Below are 22,061 nucleotides of genomic sequence, written 5' to 3' on the forward strand. Positions count from 1 at the left end.
ATGATGCAGTCATTGAATAATTCTAATTTGCTGAGCCTGTCGATCTGGCTCCCCATCGTGTTCGGCGTGCTGATTCTGGCCGTCGGGCGCGACAGCCGTCCCGGCTTCACCCGCGTGCTGGCCCTGGTCGGTGCGCTGGCCAGCCTGGCCGTCACGATCCCGCTGATCACGAACTTCGACAATGCCCACCACGGCATGCAGTTCGTCGAGTCGAGCCCATGGATCGAGCGTTTCAATATTTTCTACACGCTCGGCGTCGACGGTTTGTCGCTGTGGTTCGTGCCGCTGACCGCGTTCATTTCGGTGATCGTCGTGATCTCGGCATGGCAAGTGATCGAAACGCGCATCGCGCAGTACATGGGCTCGTTCCTGTTGCTGTCGGGCCTGATGATCGGCGTGTTCTGCGCGCTCGACGGCCTGCTGTTCTACTTCTTCTTCGAAGCGACCTTGATCCCGATGTTCATCATCATCGGCGTGTTCGGCGGCCCGAACCGCGTGTATGCGGCATTTAAATTCTTCCTGTACACGTTCTTCGGTTCGCTGCTGACGCTGATCGCCATCATCTACCTGTACAACAAGGCAGGCGGCAGCTTCGACATCCTCGCCTGGCACAATTTGCCGCTGACGATGAAAGAGCAAGTGCTGATTTTCCTGGCCTTCCTGATGGCGTTTGCCGTCAAGGTACCAATGTGGCCAGTCCACACCTGGCTGCCGGATGCCCACGTCGAAGCGCCAACTGGCGGCTCCGTCGTGCTGGCGGCCATCATGCTGAAACTGGGCGCGTACGGCTTCCTGCGGTTCTCCTTGCCAATCGCCCCGGATGCGTCGCACTACCTGGCCGGCTTCATGATCACGCTCTCACTGATCGCCGTGATCTACATCGGCCTGGTGGCACTGGTCCAGAAGGACATGAAAAAACTGGTAGCGTACTCCTCGATTGCGCACATGGGTTTCGTCACGCTCGGTTTCTTCATCTTCAATGAAATCGGCATGCAGGGCGGCATCGTGCAAATGATCTCGCACGGCTTTATCTCCGGCGCCATGTTCCTGTGCATCGGCGTGCTGTATGACCGCGTTCATTCGCGTGAAATCGCCGCCTACGGTGGCGTGGTCAACCGCATGCCGAAGTTCGCTGCCTTCGTGGTGCTGTTCTCGATGGCCAACTGCGGCTTGCCAGCCACCTCCGGTTTCGTCGGCGAGTTCATGGTCATCATGGGCGCGGTCCAGTTCAATTTCTGGATTGGCCTGCTGGCTGCCACCGCCCTGATCCTGGGCGCGGCGTACTCGCTGTGGATGGTCAAGCGCGTCATCTTCGGCAAGGTTGCCAACCACCACGTGGACGAACTGACCGACATCAACAAGCGCGAATTCTTCATGTTCGCGCTGCTGGCGATCGGCGTGATGGTGATGGGCCTGTACCCGGCGCCATTTACGGACACGATGCAGGTATCGGTTTCCGACCTGCTGCAACACGTCTCGATCAGCAAGCTGCCTCAATAAAACGGTATGAATCCAATGACCCCTATCATTACTGAAGCACCCAATCTTGCGCCGGTGTCCGCCGAGATCTTCCTGCTGATCGCGGCTTCCGCGATCCTGCTGATCGACATGTTCCTGAAAGGGGAGAAGCGCACGCTGACGTACGTGCTCTCCCTGCTGACCCTGGTTGGCTGCGCATTCTTCAGCTTCATGGACTACAACGCCGGCACCACCACCTACACGTTCTACAATATGTATGTGTCGGACCCGATGGGCAACCTGCTGAAACTGTTCACCTACCTGGCCGTCGGCGTCACGCTGATCTACTCGCGCCAGTACGCCACCGAACGTGGCATGACCAGCGGTAACCTGGGCGGCGAGTTCTACGTCCTTGCGCTGTTCTCGCTGCTGGGCCAGATGATCATGATCTCTGGTAACAACATGCTGTCGATTTACCTGGGCCTGGAACTGATGTCGCTGTCGCTGTATGCGCTTGTCGCCTTGCGCCGTGATCACGCTGTCTCGACCGAAGCTGCGATGAAATACTTCATTCTCGGCGCGCTGGCATCCGGCTTCCTGCTGTACGGTATTTCGATGATTTACGGTGCTACTGGTTCGCTGGACCTGACGCAAATCTACAAAGTCGCCAACTCGCACAGCGCGAACCCGACCATCCTGGTGTTCGGTCTGGTGTTCATTGTTGCCGGTCTGGCCTTCAAACTGGGCGCCGTACCATTCCACATGTGGGTGCCTGACGTCTACCAAGGTTCGCCAACGGCAGTCACGCTGCTGCTGGGCGGCGCGCCGAAGCTGGCCGCGTTCGCGATGGTGTTGCGTATTCTTGTCGAAGGCTTGCTGCCGATGGCGTATGACTGGCAACAGATGCTGATGGTGCTGGCCGTGGCCTCGCTGGCAATCGGCAACTTGACCGCAATCGCCCAAACCAATATCAAGCGCATGCTGGCGTACTCGACCATTGCGCAAATGGGTTTTGTCCTGCTGGGCCTGATGGCTGGCGTGGTCGGTGGACCTGAAAACGGCAACGCCAGCGGCGCCGCCGGCGCCTACAGCGCCGCCATGTATTACTCGATCACCTACGTGTTGACCACGCTGGGCAGCTTCGGTTTGATCATGATGTTGGCGCGTTCCGGTTTCGAAGCCGAACAACTGGCCGACTTCAAGGGCATGGCGCGCCGTTCGCCATGGTTCGCCGTGGTCATGACGGTGTTGATGTTCTCGCTGGCCGGCGTGCCGCCAATGATGGGCTTCATGGCGAAATGGTCGGTACTCCAGGCCGTGGCGTCGTCGGGCCAGATCTGGCTCGCCGTCGTTGCCGTCATGTTCTCGCTGATCGGTGCCTTCTACTACCTGCGCGTCGTAAAAACGATGTGGTTCGACGAAGCCGTCGACGCCACCCCGATCAACACGCCGCTGGACATGCAGGTCGCCCTGTCGATCAATGGCGTCGCCATCGTGCTGCTGGGCCTGATGCCGGGTTCGCTGCTGGGCGCGTGCATGAACGCGATGACCAAAACGCTGGGTTCGTAATCGGGTGGATGTTTCCATCGCAAGCTGGTTGGTGATCGCCGTCGCACTGGCCTTTGCCAACCTGCCGTTTGTCAACGATGCCATCTTCGGCGTCGTGCCGTACCGGGGCGGGCGGCGCAAGCCGTTTCCGCTGCGCTTCGTCGAGCTGATCGTTCTATACTTCATCGTTGGCGCCATCGCGTACGGGCTCGAGGCGCGCATCGGCAATGTCTTCATGCAAACCTGGGAGTTTTACGCCATCACCGGCTGCCTGTTTCTGGTGCTGGCGTTCCCGGGTTTCGTCGTGCGCTATCTGCGCAAGCAACGCCCGTAGTCAACCTTAACCTTGGACTTTCATGGACTCTCACCTCAAAGAAACGCGCATTGACGGCGAGACCGTTTACGAAGGTGGCTTTCTCAAGGTCACGCGCGACCGCGTCAGTCTGCCGGATGGCAAGCTGACTAACCGCGAGTACATCCGCCATCCGGGCGCGGTGGTCATCCTGCCGCTGTTCGAGGACGGCACCGTGCTGCTCGAACGCCAGTTCCGCTATCCGCTCGACCGGGTGTTCATCGAATACCCAGCCGGCAAGATCGACGCCGGCGAAGACCACCTGGCCTGCGCCAAACGCGAACTGCAGGAGGAGACCGGCTACACGGCCACCGACTGGCATTTCCTGTGCACGATCCACAATGCGATCGCGTATTCCGACGAGCACCTCGACATCTACCTGGCGCGCGACTTGACGGCCGGTCCTGCGCAACTCGACGCCGGCGAATTCCTCGACACCTACACTGCCACCGTGCCCGAGCTGCTGGCGCAAGTGAAAAGCGGCGCCATCACCGATGTGAAAACCGTCATCGGTACCTTCTGGCTCGAGAAAATCCTGGCCGGCGACTGGAAGCCCGCCTAAGCATGAAACCATGGCTGGCGTTGGCCTTGCTGCTGGCGTGCGCGAGCGCGCAGGCGCGCACGCCGTTCCAGGTGCGCTGCGAAGACACGATCAGCAAGACGGTCTCGGTGTTGTCGTCCCAGCAAAACGGCTACCGCATCGATACCACCCGTTCCTGGCGCACCCTGTCGCAAATGAAAGCGGGTAGCCGCGGCAGCGCCGTGCTGGGCCTGACGCGCACCGAGTCGCGCGTCTCGATTGCGGTCGGCGGCCCGATGCTGGTCGATAAAGTCAGCGGCTATGAATGCGTGGCGCCGCGCATCGACGTCGACGTCCATTACCTGCCCATCATCATCTACATCGGCAGCGAAATTCCGGTTGACTCCTGTACCTACCGCGAAGTTCTCGCGCACGAACTGCGCCACCTCAAAGCCTATCAGGAGCATCTGCCGAAAGTGGAAGCGAAGGTGCGCGCCGCGTTGGCCAAGCGTTTTGGCAACACGCCGTTGTATGCGCCAGGCGGGCAGGCGCGCAGGCTGCTGCAACGCGAAATCGATACCCAGTGGATGCCGTACATCAAAGCGGAAATGGCGCAGGTTGAACTGGTGCAGCAGGGCATCGACTCGCCGCAAGAATATGCGCGTCTCGGCAAAGTTTGCCGCGGTGAGGTACAGTCACTTATTGGTCCGGCGCGTAAAAAGCGTGCCTGAGAACGGTCTATCATGCATGCACAATCTCATCGTTACATCGCCCTGATTCCCGCCGCCGGCGTTGGTGCGCGGATGGCGGCCAACGGGCCGAAGCAGTATCTGACGCTGGGCGACAAACCGATGCTGCGCCATACGGTCGATGCCTTCGTCGCCAGCAAGCTGATTGCCCACACGTATATTGTGGTCAGCGCCGACGACCCGCTGATCGATACGGTCGTGCCCGCGCAAGAGCGTGTGACGGTGCTGCGTTGCGGTGGCAGCAGCCGCATGGAGTCAGTGAGAAATGGTCTCGCGCAACTGCATGGTAGCGTCGGCGCAGATGACTGGATCCTCGTGCACGACGCGGCCCGGCCCGGCCTCACGGCGGCGCTGATCGAACGGCTGATCACCCGCACCGGCGCGCATGCGGTGGGCAGCCTGCTCGCCTTGCCTGTCGTCGACACCGTCAAGCGCGAGGTGGCGGGGCAGGTCGACACCATCGCGCGCGATGGGCTGTGGCTGGCGCAGACGCCGCAAATGTTTCGCTATCAGTTGCTGAAAAATGCGCTGGGCGCAGTGACCGATCCCGCCACCATCACCGACGACGCCAGCGCGGTCGAAGCGCTGGGCCTGGCGCCACTGCTGGTCGAAGGCCATCCCTGCAATCTGAAAGTGACACGGCCGGACGATGTGCGCATCGCCGAGCTTTATCTTGCCAACCCTTTTCACGGAATCTAAAATATCATCATGGCACTTGCATCGTACAACCCGGCTCCTCCCTTTCGCATCGGCATGGGCTATGACTGCCACGCCCTGGTCGAGGGCCGCAAACTGATCGTCGGCGGCGTGACCATTCCGCATCGCCTGGGCCTGCTCGGCCACTCGGACGCGGACGTGCTGCTGCACGCAATCATCGATTCGCTGCTCGGTGCTGCGGCGCTGGGCGACATCGGCAAGCATTTCCCCGACACCGACCCCATGTTCGCCGGCGCTGACTCGCGCACCTTGCTGCGCGAAGTGGCGCACCGGGTCGTGGCGACCGGCTACACCATCGGCAATATCGATGCGACCATCATCGCGCAGCAGCCGAAAATGGCGCCGCACATTCCGCACATGGTTTCGCGCATCGCCGAAGACCTGGGCGTGTCGCCGCAGCAGGTGAACATCAAGGCCAAAACCAACGAGAAACTGGGCTACCTGGGCCGGGAAGAGGGGATGGCGGCGGAGTCGGTGGCAATGTTGATTCTGACCCCCGCGAAGGCGGGGTCCCATGTGTAGTGTCGCGGTTGCGCCCAGTCTTGCTTCCAGAGCAGACCGGCACGCACACCGTGCATAAAAACGACGTCAGCGCGCAATCGTGCGATGGGTCGGCGCCTGCGCGCGGGCCTTGGCTGCTGATCCTGGCGGCGGCCGCAATCCTGATGATCACGATGGGCGCGCGCCTGACCACGGGCCTGTTCATGTCGCCGATCAATACGTCGACCGGCCTGGGCATTGCCTCGATCAGCTTTGCGCTGGCAATCGGCCAGTTCACCTGGGGCGCCGCGCAGCCGGTGTTCGGCGCGGTGGCCGACAAGTACGGCGCCGGCCGCGTGATCGTGCTGGGCGCGCTGCTGCTGGCCGGCGGCCTGGCGCTGACGCCTTTCGTCTCGACCCAGTGGGGCCTGATCGCGACCATGGGCATCCTGTCGGCTGCAGGCGCGGGGGCGGGCAGCTTCTCGATCCTGATCGGCGCCACCGCGCAGCGCCTGCCGGCCGCGCGCCGTCCCTTCGCCGCCGGCTTCGTCAATGCCGGCGGCTCGTTCGGCCAGTTCGTGTTCGCGCCGCTGATGCAGTTCATGATCGCCAGCTCGGGCTGGATCGTGGCGATGCTGACCCTGGCGGCCACCACCTTGCTGACCATCCCGCTGGCCTGGCAACTGCGCGGCAGTGCGCCGAAACCGGCGCCGCCAGTGGCCAACGCGGCCCCCGAAGCGGGCATGGGCGCGCAGGTCAAGGCGGCCCTGCGCAATCGCAGCTACCTGTGCCTGCACGCCGGCTTTTTTACCTGCGGCTTTCATATCGCCTTCCTGGTCACCCATTTGCCGGGCGAGGTGGCCCTGTGCAACCTGGCGCCGGCCGTATCCGGCACGGCGCTGGGCCTGATCGGACTGTTCAATATCGTGGGCAGTCTGTCGGCCGGCGCGCTCGGCACGCGCTACCGCATGAAATCGATTTTGACCGTGATGTACGCCAGCCGCGCCGTGATCATCGGCCTGTATTTGCTGGCGCCAAAAACCGCGCTGACCTTTTATATTTTTGCCGCCGCGCTCGGCCTGACCTGGCTGGCGACGGTCCCGCCGACGGCCGGTCTGGTTGGCAAACTGTTCGGCATGCGCTACCTGTCGACGCTGTTCGGCCTGACCTTGCTGTCGCACCAGATCGGCGGCTTCTTCGGTGCCTGGCTGGGCGGCCTGGCGATCGTCCACTTTGGCGACTACAACTGGATGTGGTACGCCGACATCGTGCTGGCGCTTGCCGCGGCGCTGATCAACCTGCCGATCCGGGAAGCGCATCTGGCGCAGGCGGTGCCGGCATGACGCGTGACACCTGGGCCTATCGTGAAGTGGCGGTCGAATCGTTTGTCGATCCACGCAGCGGGATGGTCAGGATCCGTCCGATGGCAGGGCAGGCGTTCGCGCCCACGCTGGCCGTGCAGTGCGCTCGCCTGCTGCGTGACAGCTACCCGCCCGGCACCCGGTTTTTGCTGAACGCGAAGCTGACCGACCGCCTCGGCGGGCCGCATTTCCTGTATGCCTGGCACGGCGACCCGGTGCAGGTGCTCAGCGCGGCCGCGGCGAAGCGCTTCCTGCTCGCGTTCCGGCGCGGCCGCATCTGAGCCATGCCGTCGCGTGCGGGCCGCAGCCGCATAAACTGGTTACACTTGGAACTCGAACAACATCCAAGGAACCGACATGGCAACAAGAAAAATCGCAGTGATCGTGGGTAGCTTGCGCAAGGAATCGTTCAACCGCAAAGTCTGCAAGACCCTGATGCTGCTGGCGCCGCCAACACTGGAACTGGAATTTGTCGAGATCGGCCAGCTGTCGCTCTACAACCAGGACGAAGACGACAATCCACCGGCTAACTACGTCGAGTTCCGCAACAAGATCAAGGAATTCGATGGCGTCCTGTTTGCCACGCCGGAGTACAACCGCTCGGTGCCGGGAGCACTGAAAAACGCCCTCGATGTCGGCTCGCGTCCGTACGGCGCCAGCGCCTGGAATGGCTTGCCGTGCGCCGTGATCAGCGTCTCGCCCGGCGCCAGCGGTGGGTTCGGCGCGAATCACCACTTGCGCCAGTCGCTGGTGTTCCTGAACATGCCGTGCCTGGCGCAACCCGAGGTGTACATCGGCGGTGTGGCCAAACTGTACGACGGCGACACCCTGACCAACGACGACACCCGCGCCTTTCTGCAACAGTTCATCGACACCTTTGCCAGCTGGGTCGAGCGCATCGCCGATTAAACACTCTGCAGCACCGCGTCCTTGTCGATCCAGTAGTTGAATTGCCCGAAGGTCGGCAGGGCATCGATGGTGCGCTCCGGGTAGAAATCCTCCAGCATCTGGCGGTAGGCCGCGCGTCGTGAAAAGGCGTCGTGGGTCGATGCATAGCGCGTCACTGCCATCCGAAACGTGCTGCGCACATCCGGTTCGGCCTGCGCGCTGCGGCGGCTTGGCGGTCGCCTGGTTCCAGTCGCCGCAATATCTTCCGGCCATAGCGCATCGGCGCTCTGGCCACCTTCCCAATAACGCCGCAAATAACGGTGCACCGTCGCGCCCGACAGGCCGTTGGCAGCGGCCACGTCAGCCACCAGCCGGCGCCGTTCCTGTGCATTGAACACGGCCGTGCTGCTGGACATCAGCGACGCGATGACGCCGCTGGCGCGCTGGCGTGCGGCCAGTTGCGCCAGCGTGGGCGCCGCTGTGGGCGCTTTGGCCGCGTACGGGTCGAGCAGCAGCAGACGCGCGCGCCGGTTCTGGACATCGGCCTCCAGCAGGCGCAGCGGGGTGAGTGTCGGCCACGCGCCGGCCACGCCGAGCGCGAACGTGAACGTCATGGTCTGGCCCGGATCGATCCACAGGATGCGCACGGCGCGCGACGACGGTCCCGCGTACAGCAGAACATCATTTCGAATCAGCATCAGAGGGCCTCGCTTCACTGCTTGTAGATCAAGCCTTCCACCATGCAAATTCCGCGCCACCCCGGCGCAATGCCGCATTGGCGCCGGATGGGCGCTACCGGTGCATTTCCGTCCATGGCCCGCCCCAACAGTGAGCGTGCTGTGCTACATTCCACGCCATGCAAAAACGCCCATCGCAGGGATCCCTGCCATCTGCCAGCACGGCGGAAGCCCACCCCTACACGCCGCGCGCGCCGTCGTCCTACGGCGAGCCGCCGCCGGGACTGCGCCGCCACATTTACCGCATCGTGTTCGAAGCCGACACGCCGGCCGGGCGCCGCTTCGATATCCTGCTGGTGATCCTGATCGTCATGAGCATCATCGTGGTCATTATCGACAGTGTGCCGTCCATCCGCGGCCAGTACGAAGCCACCACCCATGTGCTCGAGTGGGCGTTCACCGTGCTGTTCACGCTGGAATACCTGGCGCGCCTGATTTGCGTGGCGCGGCCGGCGCGCTATGCCACCGGTTTTTTCGGCGTCATCGACCTGCTGTCCGTGCTGCCGACGTATTTGTCGCTGTTCGTGCCCGGCGCCGCCGGCTTCCTGAATATCCGCATCCTGCGCCTGCTGCGCGTGTTCCGCATTTTCAAATTGGCCCTGTACATCGAGGAATACACGCGCCTGGGCGAAGCGCTCAAGGCCAGCGGCCGCAAGATCCTGGTGTTCTTGTCGGTGGTGCTGATGGCGGTGCTGATCCTGGGCACCGCCATGTATGTCGTCGAGGGACCTGAGCACGGCTACACCAGCATTCCGATGGCCATGTACTGGGCGGTAGTGACGATGACCACCGTCGGCTACGGCGACATCACGCCGGGTACCAACCTGGGCAAGATGCTGGCGTCCTTCATGATGCTGCTGGGCTGGGGCATCCTGGCGGTCCCGACCGGAATCGTGACGGCCGAGATGACTTCGCAGCATTTCGCGCGCCGCTTGCGCGCCGCGGAAGCGGGCGATCGCACTTGTCCGGCCTGCACCAGCACCGGCCATCATGCCGATGCGAAATTCTGCAAGGATTGCGGCGTTGAATTTAAGTAATTGATTTTGTTCACAATTATCGTTTGAGGAATAGCAAGGGTACACGTTTGATGCAAATCAAACTCACTATGTTGTGCTGCTCTAGCCTACTACTTCGTTCCGGACGCCCGGCCAGCCCCGGCGGCGTGGCAGGTGTCCGGTCCTCCAGCGATGCAATGGCCAGGCGGCGGTGGCGCCACCTCTGTGATGGCCGGGCATTGAACCCATTCAAAATGCATGACTACTTTTCGAGGCACGCCCATGTATCCATTTTCCCAAGCTGTCACACCTGCAGTTCGCAACCACCTGGAAGCCCAGACGTCGTTCATGAACGACGTGTCGAAGTCGCTGTTCCGTTCATTCCAGCAAGTTTGTGAACTGAACATCCAGTTGGCCCAGACCATGCTCGAAGAAACCTCGCACGCTGGCCAGCAAATGCTCACGTCCGAACGCCAGACCGACGCCATCGCCGCTGCCGCTTCGCGCGCCCAGCCTGCCACCGACAAGCTGCGCGCGTATCAGCAGCATATTTCGCGTCTGGCCGCAGATGCCCAGGTAGACATTACCCGCGTCACCGAAGATCATGTGCAAAAAACCGCACAGACCGCACGTGCGCTGGCCGACGAGGTGGCCCGGGCCGCTTCCGAAGAAACCGAACGTGGCATGCGCAAGCAGGAAGAAACCATGCGTCAGTTTTCCGATCCATTCAGCACCAGTGGCAGCCGTGGCCAGGACAACCAGATGGGCTCACGCGGCAATGCCAGCAGCGCCGGCAGCGCCACGCTGCAAAGCGGGTCGTCGGGTTCCAGCCAGGCCAGCGCCAGCGATTCGGCCCGCCAGAACACCGCCGCGTCACCGCAGCCTGCAGCACGCCCGAGCAGCCCAAGCCGTCCTTCCTGATACACGATAATTGCTAGCCAAACAGGGGCCGCGTCAGCGGCCTCTTTTTTACTGCTTGTCGTCGTCGCGCCCGCGTTCCTGATCGATCTTGTCCTTCATTGCGTCGAGTTGGTCGATGTAGGCATCGACCGCGTGGTCCGGGCTGGCGCGCATCGATGGCGGCAGCACCACGCCCATGTACAGCTCGTCGGCCATGCGCCCGCTGCGCTGCACGTTGGCGATCAGCGTCAGGCCGGACGCCACTACCGCAAACAGCACGCACAACCAGCGGAAGCGCACGCGCAGCTGCGGTTTCACGGTGGCGAGGTGAAAATAAACGATGCCGGCGGCGAGGGCAATCAAGCCGTGCGAACCGTAGCGGGTCAGGGCTTCCAGCGCGAAGGCATAGGCGAGCACATTCGAGGCCGCCTCCCAGACCCCCAGTGCGGCGGCGCCGCTGCCGATGATGAAGATGTGGCGGCCCAGCCGCGCATGGCGCCCGAACAGGCGGTTGGCAAACGCCCACGCGCCGCCCCAGGCGACCGCGCCGCCCACGCCCGCTGCGAGCGCCTGCAGGTACAAGGTCGGCTGGAAGGCGCGCGTATCGAACAGCCAGGTGACCACCAGCGCGACGATGGCCGCCAGCAGCATGCCAGCCATGCCGGGCAGTGCGCCTTCCCAGCCGTGCATGGTGCGGTCCAGCAGTTCGGCCGAGACCGGAAAGTCAGCCGCGCGCACGCGCAGGCTGGTGTGGCCGATGCGCACCACGGTGTCGCCGCTCAACGCCAGGCTGGGCAGGCGCTTGCCGTTTTTCACGACGCCATTTTTCGAGCCCAGGTCGTGCAGCACCAGTTTGTTGTGGCTGTCGAGGTCGACCAGGGCATGGCGCGGTGCGGCGTAATCGTCGTCGAGAATAAAATCGTTGTCGTAGGCGCGCCCGATCCGGATCGGCAAGCTGTTCAGTTGATGGCGATGCAGCACGTCGCCATTCCTGGCCAGCGTTTCGATGAACCACGGGCCGTTCATTTTGGCCCCCTTCGCCGGCCCAGCGAGGCCAGAAACGCGCGCGTCACGCGCACGCCGTTTTCATACGACACGCCGGACACATCGATGCGGCTTTGCAGGCTGGCGTGCGCGTCGTCGGTGCTGGCGGTGAGCAAAGTAAAATTGTAGAGACCGGGAAATTTGCGGAAGGCCCGCACGCAGGTCACGGCGCGTACCGGCAGGCTGGCGGTGTGGACGAACTGCTCGGTGCAGGTGGGGCGGGTCAGGCGCACATCGCGCCGCCCGCCCATCCGGTCGACCCGGAACATGCCGCTGGCCAGCGTGGCGAAGCTTAGTGGCGGCATCGCAGGCGCGCGCAGGTATTGGTGCGACATCGAAACATGGCCGCTCTGCTGGTTGTCCGACACGTAAATGGCCGACTCCATCGCGCAACTGATGGCGTCGATCATGAAGCTGACCTCCGCCTTCACGTTCGAGCGGCCCCAGCATCGCACCTGGTCGGAGTCGCGCACCGGGACCTGGTAGGGCCCCATATTCTTGAGCGACAAGGGCTTGTCCAGCAGGCGCTCGACCATGCCGCGCTGGTGCGCCAGCAATTGCTGCGCGATCAAGGGATTGAAGTCTGCCGGCACCGTGGTCTGCGCCGCTACCCGGCGCAGCAATTCCTGGCCGAACTTGATCGGCATCAGGAAGCTGACCAGTTCGCCATCGCGCCGTTTCGACACGTTCACGCCGGCCACCATGCCGCCCATCGTCACGCTGGGGCCGCCGCTCATGCCGGAGTTGATGGGGCCGGTGAACATCAACTGCTCATAAAAACTGCGCGTGATGATGCCGTTGTAGGCGCCTTCCGAAATCGCGAAGCCGAGGTCGAGCGGATTGCCCAGCGAGTAGAGATACTGGCCTTGCGTGAGTTTGGTCGGCTTGTCGGGCAACTTGAAAAAGCCGGTGCCGTTGCGGTCGACCCGCACCACGGCCAGGTCGTGCAACACGTCCACCGCCAGCAGCGTGATGGGGCCGGTCTTGCCGTCGGTATCGATGTATTCGCCCGCGTAGATGGCCGGGTCGAGCGCCATCTGCGACACCACGTGATAATTGGTCAGCACCAGGTTGCCGGTGCCGATCAGGAAGCCGGAGCCGACGCTCGACTGGCTGCGCCCGTTTTTGAGCAGCATGCGGATCTGCAGCAGGTCGCCCTTGGCCGATGCGTACAGTTTCTGGGCGGTGGACGAGGGTGGGGGCAGCGCGGCCTGCTCATCGGTTTCGCCGGGGCCGGGTGCGGCGGGTGTGGTGGCGGGCGGCGCGCTGGGTGGCGTGACCATCGGCGGGGTGGCGCGTGCAGGCGCCGTGGTTTGTGCCGCGGCGGCCCACGCGCTGGTGCTCAGGCAAAACAGGAAGAGGGCGGACAGTAAGCGTTGCATGCAAACGATCAAAAGGTGGATCGCTCTATCTTGCCACTACTCGGATGCAAGCGTCGGTTTTGCCGCGCTTACCTCTAAAAATGATCTGACTTCGCCAGGCATTTTTAGCACGAGCAGTTCCAAACAAAAGTAGGTTTTTACTTTTGTTTGATCGTTACAACTCGCCGTCTTCGGCCACAACCAGGGCAGGCGGGGTCATCAAGTGGCCCAGCTTGGCCTGCTTGGTATCGAGGTAGTCGGTATTGAAGGCATTCCGGTTGACCAGCAGCGGCACCCGTTCGGTGACGCTGATGCCCAGGCGCGTCATGGCGTCGATCTTGCGCGGGTTGTTGGTCATCAGGCGCAACTGGTCGACGCCGAACTGCGCCAGCATCGGTTTGCACAGTTCATAGTTGCGCGCGTCGGCGTGGAAGCCCAGCTGCAAATTGGCTTCGACGGTGTCGGCGCCGGCTTCCTGCAAACGGTAGGCGCGCATTTTATTGACCAGGCCAATGCCGCGCCCTTCCTGGCGCAGGTAGAGCAGCACGCCGCGGCCTTCGGTGGCGATGCGTTTCAAGGCGCCTTCGAGCTGCGCGCCGCAATCGCAGCGCTGCGAAAACAGCACATCGCCGGTCAGGCATTCCGAGTGCACGCGCGCCAGTACTGGTTCACCGTCGCCAATGTCGCCCAATACCATCGCCAGGTGTTCCTTGCCGGTCGCGTGCTCGACAAAGGCGTGCAAGGTGAACTGCGCCCACGGCGTGGGCAGGGCGCACGAGGTGACGTAGTCAACCAGTTGATCGATCGGATTGGTGGCGGTGACAGATGTTGGTGTAGCGGGCATGACGGTGTTCTCGGTATGTTTACTAGGCTCAAGTGTAAACGAATTCGACCTGCCCCGTGCCAGTCGGGGCAGGTCGGCGCCTGACCAGGCGCTTATCAGGCCGGCAGATCGAAGACCAGCACTTCGGCGGCCTCGGCGCCATTGAGCGTGATCGCCGTTTCACCGCGCAGCTTCAAGGCGTCGCCGCCGCCCAGCGCCTGTCCATTCACGGTCACCCGCCCGCGAATCACGTGCACGTAGCCAAGGCGACCCGGCGCCATTGCATGCGTCACGTTATCGGCGCCATTCAAAATGGTGGCGTAGATCGCTGCATCCTGGTGTATCAGCACCGAACCGTCACGACCGTCGTTTGACGCCACCACGCGCAGCTTGCCTTGCTTGTCCTCGGGCGCGAAGCGTTTTTCTTCGTAGCTCGGCGCGATGCCGGTCACATTCGGCTGGATCCAGATTTGCAGGAAGTGCACCTGCGCGCTGGTCGAACCGTTGAACTCGCTGTGCCGGACGCCGCTGCCCGCGCTCATGCGCTGGACGTCGCCGTAGTGCAGCACCGAACCGGTGCCCATGCTGTCCTTGTGTTCCAGCGCGCCGTCCAGCACGTACGAAATGATTTCCATGTCGCGGTGGCCGTGGGTGCCGAAACCCTGGCCTGCCGCCACGCGGTCTTCGTTGATCACCAGCAGCGGGCCGAAGCCGACATGTTCCGGATCGTGGTAGCTGCCGAACGAGAAGGTATGTTTCGATTGCAGCCAGCCATGGTTGGCATTGCCGCGATGTTCACTTTTACGAATTTCCAGCATGATAAAGCTCCATTTTCTGTGCGTGATATGCAATCATTTCGAAGCGGGGCTTGCATACTTCCCCTTGAATGAAATGGAGTATAGACGCGCCCAGCGGAATCTTAAAACGAGTTGTTTTCGCCCATATCATCGAAAAAATCGATCATGAAAATATCCCCTGCCGTACCGATCCTGCGCATCTTTGACGAAGCCAAAGCGCGTGAATTCTATGTCGACTTTTTGGGGTTCACCATCGACTGGGAACACCGCTTCGAGCCATCGCTGCCGCTGTACATGCAGATCCGGCGCGGCGAGCTGATGTTGCACCTGAGCGGGCATCACGGCGATGCCACCCCTGGTTCGGCGCTGTTCGTACGCATCGCCGGCATTGCCGAACTGCAGGCGGAACTGACTGCCAAACAATATGGCTACGCGCGCCCCGGCCTGGTCGAGCAGGACTGGGGCACGACGATGGAAGTGGCTGACCCGTTCGGTAACCGGCTGCGGTTTTGCCAGAACCAGGACTGAGCGCTCAGGCCGGCCAGCGCGACCGACTGGTGCGCAGCGGATCGAGCAGGCTGCGCAAATCGTTGTGGTCGAGCTCGTACATCAGGTTCAGCAACTGGCCCAGTTCGCCCTTGGGAAAGCCTTCGCGCGCGAACCAGCCGAGGTAGTGGCCGGGCAGGTCGGCTATTTTGCGGCCCTTGTATTTTCCGTAGGGCATATCGAGCGTGAGCAGGCGGGTAAGGTCTTCAGGTTTCATCGTGGCGCTACTTTAGCAAAAAGCGGAAGGGAGGTAGCATGGTGACATTGGAAAGCCTGAAATACGGAGTAACCATGCAAACCGAATTCGACCTTGACCGCTTCGTGACCGCGCAGGATCCTGTTTATCAAACGGTGCTCGAGGAATTGCGGCACGGCCGCAAACGCAGCCACTGGATGTGGTTCATTTTCCCGCAAATCGCCGGCCTCGGCCACAGCGAGATGGCGCAGCGCTACGCCATTGCGTCGGACGACGAAGCGGCCGCCTACCTGGCGCACCCGGTGCTGGGCGCGCGCCTGCGCGAGTGCGCGGGCCTGGTGGCCAAGCATGCCGACCTGCCGATCGGCGCGATTTTCCATGCGCCGGACGACCTCAAATTCCATTCGTCGATGACGCTTTTTGCCGATGTCGCGCCGGACGAAGCGGTGTTCCAGGCCTGCCTCGACAGCTTTTTTGAGGGCCTGTCGGACAGCGCCACGCTTGCGAAGATCTAGCGTAATCCGACAAAATAATCTTGTTGCGTATAATTGAAGGATTGCTTACCCGATTTGTGTCGATTTCCAGGCGCGTAAGCAGTCGCCAGCCCACCCAACAATAGAAAATCATTATTTATGGCTTCATCCTCCGACAATATCAGCATGGCGGTGTTTTGCGACTTTGAAAACGTCGCACTCGGCGTGCGTGACGCCAACTACGAAAAGTTCGATATCCAGCCGGTCCTCGAGCGCCTGCTGCTCAAGGGCAGCATCGTCGTCAAGAAAGCGTACTGCGACTGGGAGCGTTACAAAGGCTTCAAGGCCGCGATGCACGAATCGAATTTCGAACTGATCGAAATCCCGCACGTGCGCCAGTCCGGCAAGAACTCTGCCGACATCCGCCTGGTCGTCGATGCACTCGATCTGTGCTACACGAAATCGCACGTGAACACCTTCGTTATCATCTCCGGCGACTCCGACTTCTCGCCGCTGGTGTCAAAACTGCGCGAAAACAACAAGCATGTAATCGCCGTGGGCGTGAAGCAATCGACCTCCGACCTGCTGGTTGCCAACTGCGACGAATTCATTTTTTACGACGACCTGGTGCGTGAAGTAAAACGCACGGCGGCCAAGCGCGAAGAGCGCAAGGTGCGTCCGGCCGCCGAAAAGCGTCCGCAGTCGGACGAATCGAACCGCCGCAAGGAAGAGCTCGATACACGCAAGGCACTCGCCGTCGAGATGGTCGTCGAGACCTTCGATGCACTGGTGGCCGAGCGCGGCGACAGTGGCAAAATCTGGGCCTCGCTGCTGAAGGACACCTTGAAACGCCGCCGTCCCGATTTCAACGAAAGCTATTTCGGCTTTTCGACCTTCGGCAAATTGCTGGAAGAAGCGCAAAGCCGCGGCTTGCTGGAATTTGGCCGCGATGAAAAATCGGGCGCGTATGTGTACCGCAGCCAGAACGCAGCGCCGGTCGCCGCGCTGGACGCCGTGGACGCAGTCGATAGCGGCGCGGATGAGCAGGTCGACTCTGTTGATGAGCAGGGCAATGAGCAAGCCATCGAGCAGCCAGCCGAGCAGGCCGCCGCGCCGGCGCGCATGAACCGTCCGGCGCAGCAGGAGCGTCCACGCAGCCGCACCAGCTTCCGCACGCCCATCGTCGCCTCCGCCGAAGCGGAAGACGAGGCCGACGAAGAAGAGGCGCCGCAAGTGCAGCCGCAGCAGCAAAATCCGCGTGGCCGCAACCGCGGCCGTGATCGTGACCGCGAGCGCCAGCCCGTTGTGGCGCAGGATGCCGATGCGGATGCGGATGCCGATCAAGCCCAGCCGCAGCCGCAGCCGCAGCAGCAAGAACCGCGTGGCCGCAACCGCAACAACCGCAATGGCCAGGCGGCCGCCGATGGCCAGCCGAAACAGGGTCAAGCGAAGCAGGAAGGTCGTGGCCGTGGTCGCAACCGTGACCGCTTGCCGGCCGACGCGCAGCCGAACCGCGAACGCGTGCCGTCGGAAGCGCAGCCAAAGTCGCACGAAAATGCCCTGCCGCCAGAGCTGCGCGGCCGTGGCCGTGGTCGCAATGGTGGTGGTGCACGCAACCAGAACGGCAAGACCTATCCGGAATTTTCCGATGAGCTGGCTTTCCACAAGCAGCAACAGGCACTCGAAGCGGCTGCCGCTGCTGCCGGCCACGTTGAAGAGATCGTGTCTGCACCTGCACCTGCACCTGCACCGGCCCCAGCGCCGGTTGCCGTAACGGTGGCAGAGGCCCCGGCGGCGCCAGCGATCGTCGTTGACGCCAAGCCAGCCGCCAGCGAACGTCGCCGCGCACCGCGCAAGACGGCGGCCCAGAAGGCTGCCGAAGTGGCTGCCACGGCACCGACTGCCGAAGACATTGCGACCGCCCAGCCAGCCACCATGGATGCCGTGTCGGAAGTGGCAGTCGTTGCCAAGCCAGCGCGCAAAGCGGCGGCCCGCAAGCCGGTGGCGAAACCAGTTGCCCTGGCGCCTGCAGCCGAAGCTGCAATCGTCGAAGCGCCTGTGGCAGTCAAGCCAGCAGCCAAACCGCGCCGTCCGGCCAAGCCGAAAGCCGGGCAGGCGTAATCGCTGCGCTGGTGCTGTAAAACCGCCCGCGCAAGCTTTCCGGCTGGCGCGGGTCTGACCTGGTAACACTGGTTCAGGAGTAAGCCATGCGTGCTTTGCTTGCGTCGTGTTTGCTGCTTGTCTGTACTGCCCACGCGGCGCCCGAGGCGCCGCGTGCCGGGCATCCCCTGCTCGGTATCTGGCAACTCCGCGTTCCCCATTCCACCTGCACTGAAATCTACCGCTTCCGCGCCGACGGCACCTCGCTCGTCATCAGCCGTCTCGAAGTCTCCGAAAGTGAATACCGCGTGCCGGCGCAGCCGGATGCCAAGGGCTTTTATGTGTTTGACGACCGGGTCGTGAAAAACAATGGCAAGGTTGACTGCTCGGGCGGGACGGTCGAGGTCGGGGCGGCGGTGCGCAATTATTTGCGCTTCCATCCGTCGGGGAATATGTTTTTGATGTGTTTGCAGGAATCGATGGGGAGCTGTATCGGGCCATTCCGCAGGGTGGTGGGGGCGGGGGCGTGAGCCGGTGGTGTATATTGCTGGGCGAATCATCACCCCCGAATACTTCATGTCTCCTGTACTGCTTTTCTGCATCCTCATCGGCTATTTCGCCTTGCTCCTCGGCGTCGCCTGGGCCACCTCCCGCAACGCCACCAACGACAGTTTTTTCATCGGCAATAAAAGTTCGAACTGGATGCTGGTCGCCTTCGGCATGGTCGGCACGACCCTGTCCGGCGCCACCTTCATCAGCGTGCCCGGCGCGGTCGGACGCGACGGCTTTGGCTATGGCCAGATCCTGCTCGGGTATGTGGTCGGCTACATTGCCGTCGCCTACATTCTGCTGCCGCTGTACTACCGGCTCCAGCTGACGTCGATCTACACTTACCTCGAAGTGCGCCTCGGCAAGCGCGCCTACCAGAGCGGCGCCGGCTTCTTTATCCTGTCGCGCCTGGTCGGCTCGACCGCGCGCCTGTACCTGGTCGTAAACATTCTGCAAGCGATCATCCTCGACAGACTGGGTGTGCCGTTCTGGCTGACCACCGTCGTCATCCTCGGCATGATCCTGCTCTACACCTACCAGGGCGGCGTGAAAACCATCGTCTGGACCGATACGCTGCAAACCAGCTGCATGCTGTTCGGCCTGTTCGCCTGCATCGGCTTCCTGTTGAGCGAACTGAACCTGTCGCTGGGCGAGAGTCTGGCGCAGATGCAGGCGCAAGGCCTGGCGCGCATCTTCACCACCGACTTCGACAGCCCCAATTTCTTCTGGAAGCAATTCATCGCCGGCATCTTCATCGTGATGACCATGACCGGCATGGACCAGGAAATGATGCAGAAAACGATCTCCGTGAAAACCCTGCGCGACTCACAAAAGAATTTGCTCAGCCTGACGCTGGTGCTGGTCATCGTGCTGTCCGCCTTCATGTTCCTGGGCGGCTTGCTGTACCTGTACGCGCCGCTGGCCGGCGTGACTGCCACCGGCGACAAGATTTTCTCCACGGTCGTGATGGGCCACCTGCCAGCTGCGGTGCAGATCATTTTCCTGATCGCCTTGATTTCCGCGCTGTTCCCCAGCGCCGACGGTGCCATCACTGCGCTGACGTCGACCTTCTGCATCGATTTGCTGGGCATCCAGCGCCGCACCGACCTGTCCGAACAAGGCAAAATCAAGTTGCGCCGCCGCGTGCACCTGGGCTTCGCCGCGCTGTTCCTGGTGCTGGTGATGCTGTTCAAACTTGCCGACAGCCCGAGCATGATCGTGGTGATCCTGAAACTGGCCAGCTACACCTATGGGCCATTGCTGGGCCTGTTTGGGTTCGGCATGCTGACCAGCCGCACCCTGAACGACAGGCTGGTGCCATTTGTGACTATCGGCGCGCCGATCTTGTGTGCCATCATTGAGTTTAATCAAGCGCACCTGTTGGGAAGTTACCGACTGGGGCTTGAACTGTTGATGGTGAACGGTATTCTTGTGTTCGCCGGACTGTTTTTAATTTCCAAGCAGAAAATCTCTCTCCCTTACGCCACCACCCGGAGTCCTGATGTCCTTTAAACCTTTTTCCGCAATCGGCCGTGGTTTTGGCATGTTCTGGCGGGCGCTCGACGCGACCCGGCGCACCATTTTCAATGTCATTTTCCTCGCGATCGTCGTGGCGATCCTGGTCGGCATGTTCAGCGGCGGCGTGAAACCGCTGTCGGATAAAACCGCGCTGGTGCTCGAGCTGAAAGGCGAGATGGTCGAGCAAAGCAGCGCCTCGGTGCAGGAAACATTGATGTCCGGCATCGGCGCCGGCGAGACCCGCCGCACCATCCAGCTGCGCGACGTGCTGACCGTGCTCGACGCCGCCAGCAAGGACAGCAACATCAGCACCGTGGTCTTGCTGCTCGACGAATTCAGTGTGTCCGGCATGGCCAATCTGCACGAAATGGGCGCCGCGCTCGAGCGTGTCAAAGCCGCCGGCAAAAAGGTCGTCGCCTGGGGTGGCAGCTATGACCAGAAGAATTACCTGATCGCCACCCACGCCAATGAAATCTACGTGCACCCGATGGGCATGGTCATGCTCGAAGGTTTCGGTCGCCACCGCAATTACTACCGCGATGCGCTCGACAAGCTGGGCGTGACGGTCAACCTGATCAAGGTCGGCACCTATAAAAGTTTTGCCGAGCCGTACATCAACAACGGCCCGTCGCCTGCCGCCGCCGAAGCCGATGCCTTCCTGTACAACGCGTTGTGGGCCAATTACACGGCGGAAGTGGAAAAGTTCCGCAAACTGCCCGCCGGCACCATCGACCAGAGCATCGCGAAGCTGCCTGAAACCATGGCGGCCGCCAACGGCAACGCCGCCCAGGTGGCACTCGACACCAAGCTGGTCGACGGTATCAAGACCCGCGACGAAGTGCGCGACCTGCTGATGAAACGGGGCGCGCGCGACCAGTCCATCAAAAGCTTCCGCCAGGTTTCGTTCAACGATTACCTGCTGCGCCACCCGCAAAAAATGTTCGGTGACGCAGTCGGCGTGATCGTGGCCGAAGGCAGCATCAGCGATGGTAGCGCCGGCCCGGGTTCGATCGGTGGCGTTTCCACCGCCAACCTGATCCGCCGCGCACGCGAAGACGAGCAGATCAAGGCACTGGTGCTGCGCGTCGATTCGCCGGGCGGCAGCGCCTACGGTTCCGAACTGATCCGGCGCGAGCTGGAACTGACGCGCGCCGCCGGCAAACCGGTGGTGGTGTCGATGGGCGGCGTGGCAGCGTCCGGCGGCTACTGGATTTCGATGGCATCCGACGAAGTCATCGCCGACCCGTCCACTGTCACCGGTTCGATCGGCGTGTTCGCCATTTTGCCGACCGCCGAAAAAGTGGCCGACAAGCTGGGCATCCACACGGTGGGCACCACCACCACCTGGCTGGCCGACGCCTACAATCCGCTGCGCCCGCTCGACCCGCGCTTCGGCCAGCTGATCCAGAGCAGCATCAACCACGTCTACAGCGAGTTCACCACCAAGGCCGCGGCTGCGCGCAAGATGCCGGTGGCCGCCATCGACGCCGTGGGACAGGGTCGCGTCTGGACCGGCGCCCAGGCCAAGGAACGCGGCCTGGTCGACCGCCTGGGTAGCTACACCGATGCACTGGCCTCGGCCGCTGCGCGCGGCAAGCTTGGCAAGGACTACCGCGTGACCTATATCGAGCGCCAGGGCAATCCGTTCGAACGGCTGCTGCAATCGTTCGGCGTGTCGGCTGCCACCGCCATTAATATCCAGGTGAAACTGGGCGTGCTGGACGGTTTGCCAACCGGCGCGGCCACCACCGTGGCCAGGGACATGGCGTTTTTGTCGAACATCGCGGATGGCAAAAAACCGTTCGCGGCGGTCACGCATTGCATGTGCGAACTGCCGTAATGACAAAGTTGTAGCGAGTATGTAACGCCATGTACAGGCGGGTTTGATCGTATGGTCTGGCAGGAAGCGGGCGCGAAGCAGTTTTCGCGCCCGTTTTTCATTTCAGATG

The 22,061-nt window shown here is 62.3% G+C and carries 24 protein-coding genes; 18 read left to right on the forward strand and 6 right to left on the reverse strand.

Translation table 11 applies throughout. The features are described from left to right. The 10 genes from V6M87_RS11925 (at position 1) to V6M87_RS11970 (ending at position 8,094) form a co-directional block, all read left to right on the forward strand. Complete coding sequence (locus V6M87_RS11925) at positions 1–1,500, forward strand: NADH-quinone oxidoreductase subunit M (protein ID WP_332876848.1); 1,500 nt, start codon at positions 1–3, stop codon at positions 1,498–1,500. 15 nt (positions 1,501–1,515) lie between these two features. Then, positions 1,516–3,027, forward strand: coding sequence for an NADH-quinone oxidoreductase subunit NuoN (nuoN, locus tag V6M87_RS11930; RefSeq protein ID WP_442920580.1), 1,512 nt, complete (start codon positions 1,516–1,518; stop codon positions 3,025–3,027). Between the two features lie 4 nt (positions 3,028–3,031). Next, positions 3,032–3,340 carry a DUF2818 family protein gene (locus V6M87_RS11935; protein WP_332876850.1) on the forward strand — a complete coding sequence of 103 codons (309 nt, stop codon included), beginning with the start codon at positions 3,032–3,034 and terminating at the stop codon, positions 3,338–3,340. A gap of 22 nt (positions 3,341–3,362) precedes the next feature. Continuing rightward, the gene (locus tag V6M87_RS11940) at positions 3,363–3,920 is read left to right on the forward strand and encodes an NUDIX hydrolase (protein WP_332876851.1); all 558 of its coding nucleotides are present in this window, start codon (positions 3,363–3,365) and stop codon (positions 3,918–3,920) included. Positions 3,921–3,922: 2 nt separating this feature from the next. Beyond that, a complete protein-coding gene (locus tag V6M87_RS11945; RefSeq protein WP_332876852.1) occupies positions 3,923–4,609 on the forward strand; it encodes a hypothetical protein in 687 nt (228 codons plus the stop codon). A 12-nt stretch (positions 4,610–4,621) separates the two neighbouring features. Next, positions 4,622–5,326 carry a 2-C-methyl-D-erythritol 4-phosphate cytidylyltransferase gene (gene ispD, locus V6M87_RS11950; protein WP_332876853.1) on the forward strand — a complete coding sequence of 235 codons (705 nt, stop codon included), beginning with the start codon at positions 4,622–4,624 and terminating at the stop codon, positions 5,324–5,326. A gap of 9 nt (positions 5,327–5,335) precedes the next feature. After that, entirely contained in the window at positions 5,336–5,866 is a 531-nt protein-coding gene (ispF, locus tag V6M87_RS11955) for a 2-C-methyl-D-erythritol 2,4-cyclodiphosphate synthase (RefSeq protein WP_332876854.1), read from the forward strand. Positions 5,867–6,009: 143 nt separating this feature from the next. Next, entirely contained in the window at positions 6,010–7,167 is a 1,158-nt protein-coding gene (locus V6M87_RS11960; RefSeq protein ID WP_332876941.1) for an MFS transporter, read from the forward strand. Further along, a complete protein-coding gene (locus V6M87_RS11965; RefSeq protein ID WP_332876855.1) occupies positions 7,164–7,466 on the forward strand; it encodes a hypothetical protein in 303 nt (100 codons plus the stop codon). Before V6M87_RS11960 ends, V6M87_RS11965 begins: the two co-directional genes overlap by 4 nt. Before the next feature lie 76 nt (positions 7,467–7,542). Continuing rightward, entirely contained in the window at positions 7,543–8,094 is a 552-nt protein-coding gene (locus tag V6M87_RS11970; RefSeq protein ID WP_332876856.1) for an NADPH-dependent FMN reductase, read from the forward strand. Here the strand turns inward: V6M87_RS11970 and V6M87_RS11975 are convergent. Next, positions 8,091–8,771: a hypothetical protein gene (locus V6M87_RS11975; RefSeq protein ID WP_332876857.1), complete on the reverse strand. Its 681-nt coding sequence runs from the start codon at positions 8,769–8,771 to the stop codon at positions 8,091–8,093. The genes V6M87_RS11970 and V6M87_RS11975 overlap by 4 nt on opposite strands. Before the next feature lie 158 nt (positions 8,772–8,929). Here V6M87_RS11975 and V6M87_RS11980 point away from each other — a divergent pair, with 158 nt between their 5' ends. Together V6M87_RS11980 and V6M87_RS11985 are read left to right on the forward strand one after the other, a co-directional pair. Then, entirely contained in the window at positions 8,930–9,847 is a 918-nt protein-coding gene (locus V6M87_RS11980; RefSeq protein ID WP_332876858.1) for an ion transporter, read from the forward strand. Between the two features lie 240 nt (positions 9,848–10,087). Further along, positions 10,088–10,726: a phasin family protein gene (locus V6M87_RS11985; protein WP_332876859.1), complete on the forward strand. Its 639-nt coding sequence runs from the start codon at positions 10,088–10,090 to the stop codon at positions 10,724–10,726. 48 nt (positions 10,727–10,774) lie between these two features. Here V6M87_RS11985 and V6M87_RS11990 read toward each other — a convergent pair whose 3' ends face one another. From V6M87_RS11990 to V6M87_RS12005, 4 genes are all read right to left on the reverse strand, one after another. Beyond that, a complete protein-coding gene (locus tag V6M87_RS11990; RefSeq protein WP_332876860.1) occupies positions 10,775–11,731 on the reverse strand; it encodes an FHA domain-containing protein in 957 nt (318 codons plus the stop codon). Next, positions 11,728–13,131 (reverse strand): S1 family peptidase, encoded by a 1,404-nt coding sequence (locus tag V6M87_RS11995; protein WP_332876861.1) that lies wholly within the window; start codon positions 13,129–13,131, stop codon positions 11,728–11,730. The genes V6M87_RS11990 and V6M87_RS11995 overlap by 4 nt, the downstream gene beginning before the upstream one ends. A 154-nt stretch (positions 13,132–13,285) precedes the next feature. After that, positions 13,286–13,954, reverse strand: coding sequence for a GTP cyclohydrolase II (gene ribA, locus V6M87_RS12000; RefSeq protein ID WP_332876862.1), 669 nt, complete (start codon positions 13,952–13,954; stop codon positions 13,286–13,288). Between the two features lie 95 nt (positions 13,955–14,049). Continuing rightward, positions 14,050–14,751, reverse strand: a complete 702-nt coding sequence (locus tag V6M87_RS12005) for a pirin family protein (RefSeq protein ID WP_332876863.1) — start codon at positions 14,749–14,751, stop codon at positions 14,050–14,052. A 144-nt stretch (positions 14,752–14,895) separates the two neighbouring features. On the opposite strand from V6M87_RS12005, the gene V6M87_RS12010 reads away from it, so the two are divergent. Continuing rightward, complete coding sequence (locus tag V6M87_RS12010; protein WP_332876864.1) at positions 14,896–15,258, forward strand: glyoxalase superfamily protein; 363 nt, start codon at positions 14,896–14,898, stop codon at positions 15,256–15,258. A 4-nt stretch (positions 15,259–15,262) separates the two neighbouring features. Here V6M87_RS12010 and V6M87_RS12015 read toward each other — a convergent pair whose 3' ends face one another. Next, entirely contained in the window at positions 15,263–15,493 is a 231-nt protein-coding gene (locus V6M87_RS12015) for a DUF3820 family protein (protein ID WP_332876865.1), read from the reverse strand. A gap of 74 nt (positions 15,494–15,567) precedes the next feature. Here V6M87_RS12015 and V6M87_RS12020 point away from each other — a divergent pair, with 74 nt between their 5' ends. The 5 genes from V6M87_RS12020 (at position 15,568) to sppA (ending at position 21,952) form a co-directional block, all read left to right on the forward strand. Next, positions 15,568–15,987 (forward strand): DUF1810 domain-containing protein, encoded by a 420-nt coding sequence (locus tag V6M87_RS12020; RefSeq protein WP_332876866.1) that lies wholly within the window; start codon positions 15,568–15,570, stop codon positions 15,985–15,987. 117 nt (positions 15,988–16,104) lie between these two features. Beyond that, the gene (locus tag V6M87_RS12025) at positions 16,105–18,066 is read left to right on the forward strand and encodes an NYN domain-containing protein (protein ID WP_332876867.1); all 1,962 of its coding nucleotides are present in this window, start codon (positions 16,105–16,107) and stop codon (positions 18,064–18,066) included. 86 nt (positions 18,067–18,152) lie between these two features. Next, on the forward strand, positions 18,153–18,575 hold the full coding sequence (locus tag V6M87_RS12030; RefSeq protein WP_332876868.1) for a hypothetical protein: 423 nt from the start codon (positions 18,153–18,155) through the stop codon (positions 18,573–18,575). 46 nt (positions 18,576–18,621) lie between these two features. Next, positions 18,622–20,106 (forward strand): sodium:solute symporter, encoded by a 1,485-nt coding sequence (locus tag V6M87_RS12035; protein ID WP_332876869.1) that lies wholly within the window; start codon positions 18,622–18,624, stop codon positions 20,104–20,106. Next, a complete protein-coding gene (gene sppA / locus V6M87_RS12040) occupies positions 20,096–21,952 on the forward strand; it encodes a signal peptide peptidase SppA (protein ID WP_332876870.1) in 1,857 nt (618 codons plus the stop codon). The genes V6M87_RS12035 and sppA overlap by 11 nt, the downstream gene beginning before the upstream one ends. The last annotated feature ends 109 nt before the right edge of the window (positions 21,953–22,061 follow it).

The organism is Massilia sp. S19_KUP03_FR1 (assembly GCF_036688685.1).
Lineage (GTDB): Bacteria > Pseudomonadota > Gammaproteobacteria > Burkholderiales > Burkholderiaceae_D > JALYUM01.

Coding starts and splice junctions, on each gene's coding strand:
- V6M87_RS11940 (WP_332876851.1), top strand. CDS start 3,363: ATGGACTCTCACCTCAAAGAAACGCGCATTGACGGCGAGACCGTTTAC.
- V6M87_RS11980 (WP_332876858.1), top strand. CDS start 8,930: ATGCAAAAACGCCCATCGCAGGGATCCCTGCCATCTGCCAGCACGGCG.
- V6M87_RS11995 (WP_332876861.1), bottom strand. CDS start 13,131: ATGCAACGCTTACTGTCCGCCCTCTTCCTGTTTTGCCTGAGCACCAGC.
- V6M87_RS12030 (WP_332876868.1), top strand. CDS start 18,153: ATGCGTGCTTTGCTTGCGTCGTGTTTGCTGCTTGTCTGTACTGCCCAC.
- V6M87_RS12020 (WP_332876866.1), top strand. CDS start 15,568: ATGCAAACCGAATTCGACCTTGACCGCTTCGTGACCGCGCAGGATCCT.
- V6M87_RS11960 (WP_332876941.1), top strand. CDS start 6,010: ATGATCACGATGGGCGCGCGCCTGACCACGGGCCTGTTCATGTCGCCG.
- ispD (WP_332876853.1), top strand. CDS start 4,622: ATGCATGCACAATCTCATCGTTACATCGCCCTGATTCCCGCCGCCGGC.
- ribA (WP_332876862.1), bottom strand. CDS start 13,954: ATGCCCGCTACACCAACATCTGTCACCGCCACCAATCCGATCGATCAA.
- V6M87_RS11985 (WP_332876859.1), top strand. CDS start 10,088: ATGTATCCATTTTCCCAAGCTGTCACACCTGCAGTTCGCAACCACCTG.
- V6M87_RS12025 (WP_332876867.1), top strand. CDS start 16,105: ATGGCTTCATCCTCCGACAATATCAGCATGGCGGTGTTTTGCGACTTT.
- nuoN (WP_442920580.1), top strand. CDS start 1,516: ATGACCCCTATCATTACTGAAGCACCCAATCTTGCGCCGGTGTCCGCC.
- ispF (WP_332876854.1), top strand. CDS start 5,336: ATGGCACTTGCATCGTACAACCCGGCTCCTCCCTTTCGCATCGGCATG.
- sppA (WP_332876870.1), top strand. CDS start 20,096: ATGTCCTTTAAACCTTTTTCCGCAATCGGCCGTGGTTTTGGCATGTTC.
- V6M87_RS11990 (WP_332876860.1), bottom strand. CDS start 11,731: ATGAACGGCCCGTGGTTCATCGAAACGCTGGCCAGGAATGGCGACGTG.
- V6M87_RS11970 (WP_332876856.1), top strand. CDS start 7,543: ATGGCAACAAGAAAAATCGCAGTGATCGTGGGTAGCTTGCGCAAGGAA.
- V6M87_RS11975 (WP_332876857.1), bottom strand. CDS start 8,771: ATGCTGATTCGAAATGATGTTCTGCTGTACGCGGGACCGTCGTCGCGC.
- V6M87_RS12035 (WP_332876869.1), top strand. CDS start 18,622: ATGTCTCCTGTACTGCTTTTCTGCATCCTCATCGGCTATTTCGCCTTG.
- V6M87_RS11945 (WP_332876852.1), top strand. CDS start 3,923: ATGAAACCATGGCTGGCGTTGGCCTTGCTGCTGGCGTGCGCGAGCGCG.
- V6M87_RS12005 (WP_332876863.1), bottom strand. CDS start 14,751: ATGCTGGAAATTCGTAAAAGTGAACATCGCGGCAATGCCAACCATGGC.
- V6M87_RS12015 (WP_332876865.1), bottom strand. CDS start 15,493: ATGAAACCTGAAGACCTTACCCGCCTGCTCACGCTCGATATGCCCTAC.
- V6M87_RS12010 (WP_332876864.1), top strand. CDS start 14,896: ATGAAAATATCCCCTGCCGTACCGATCCTGCGCATCTTTGACGAAGCC.
- V6M87_RS11925 (WP_332876848.1), top strand. CDS start 1: ATGATGCAGTCATTGAATAATTCTAATTTGCTGAGCCTGTCGATCTGG.
- V6M87_RS11965 (WP_332876855.1), top strand. CDS start 7,164: ATGACGCGTGACACCTGGGCCTATCGTGAAGTGGCGGTCGAATCGTTT.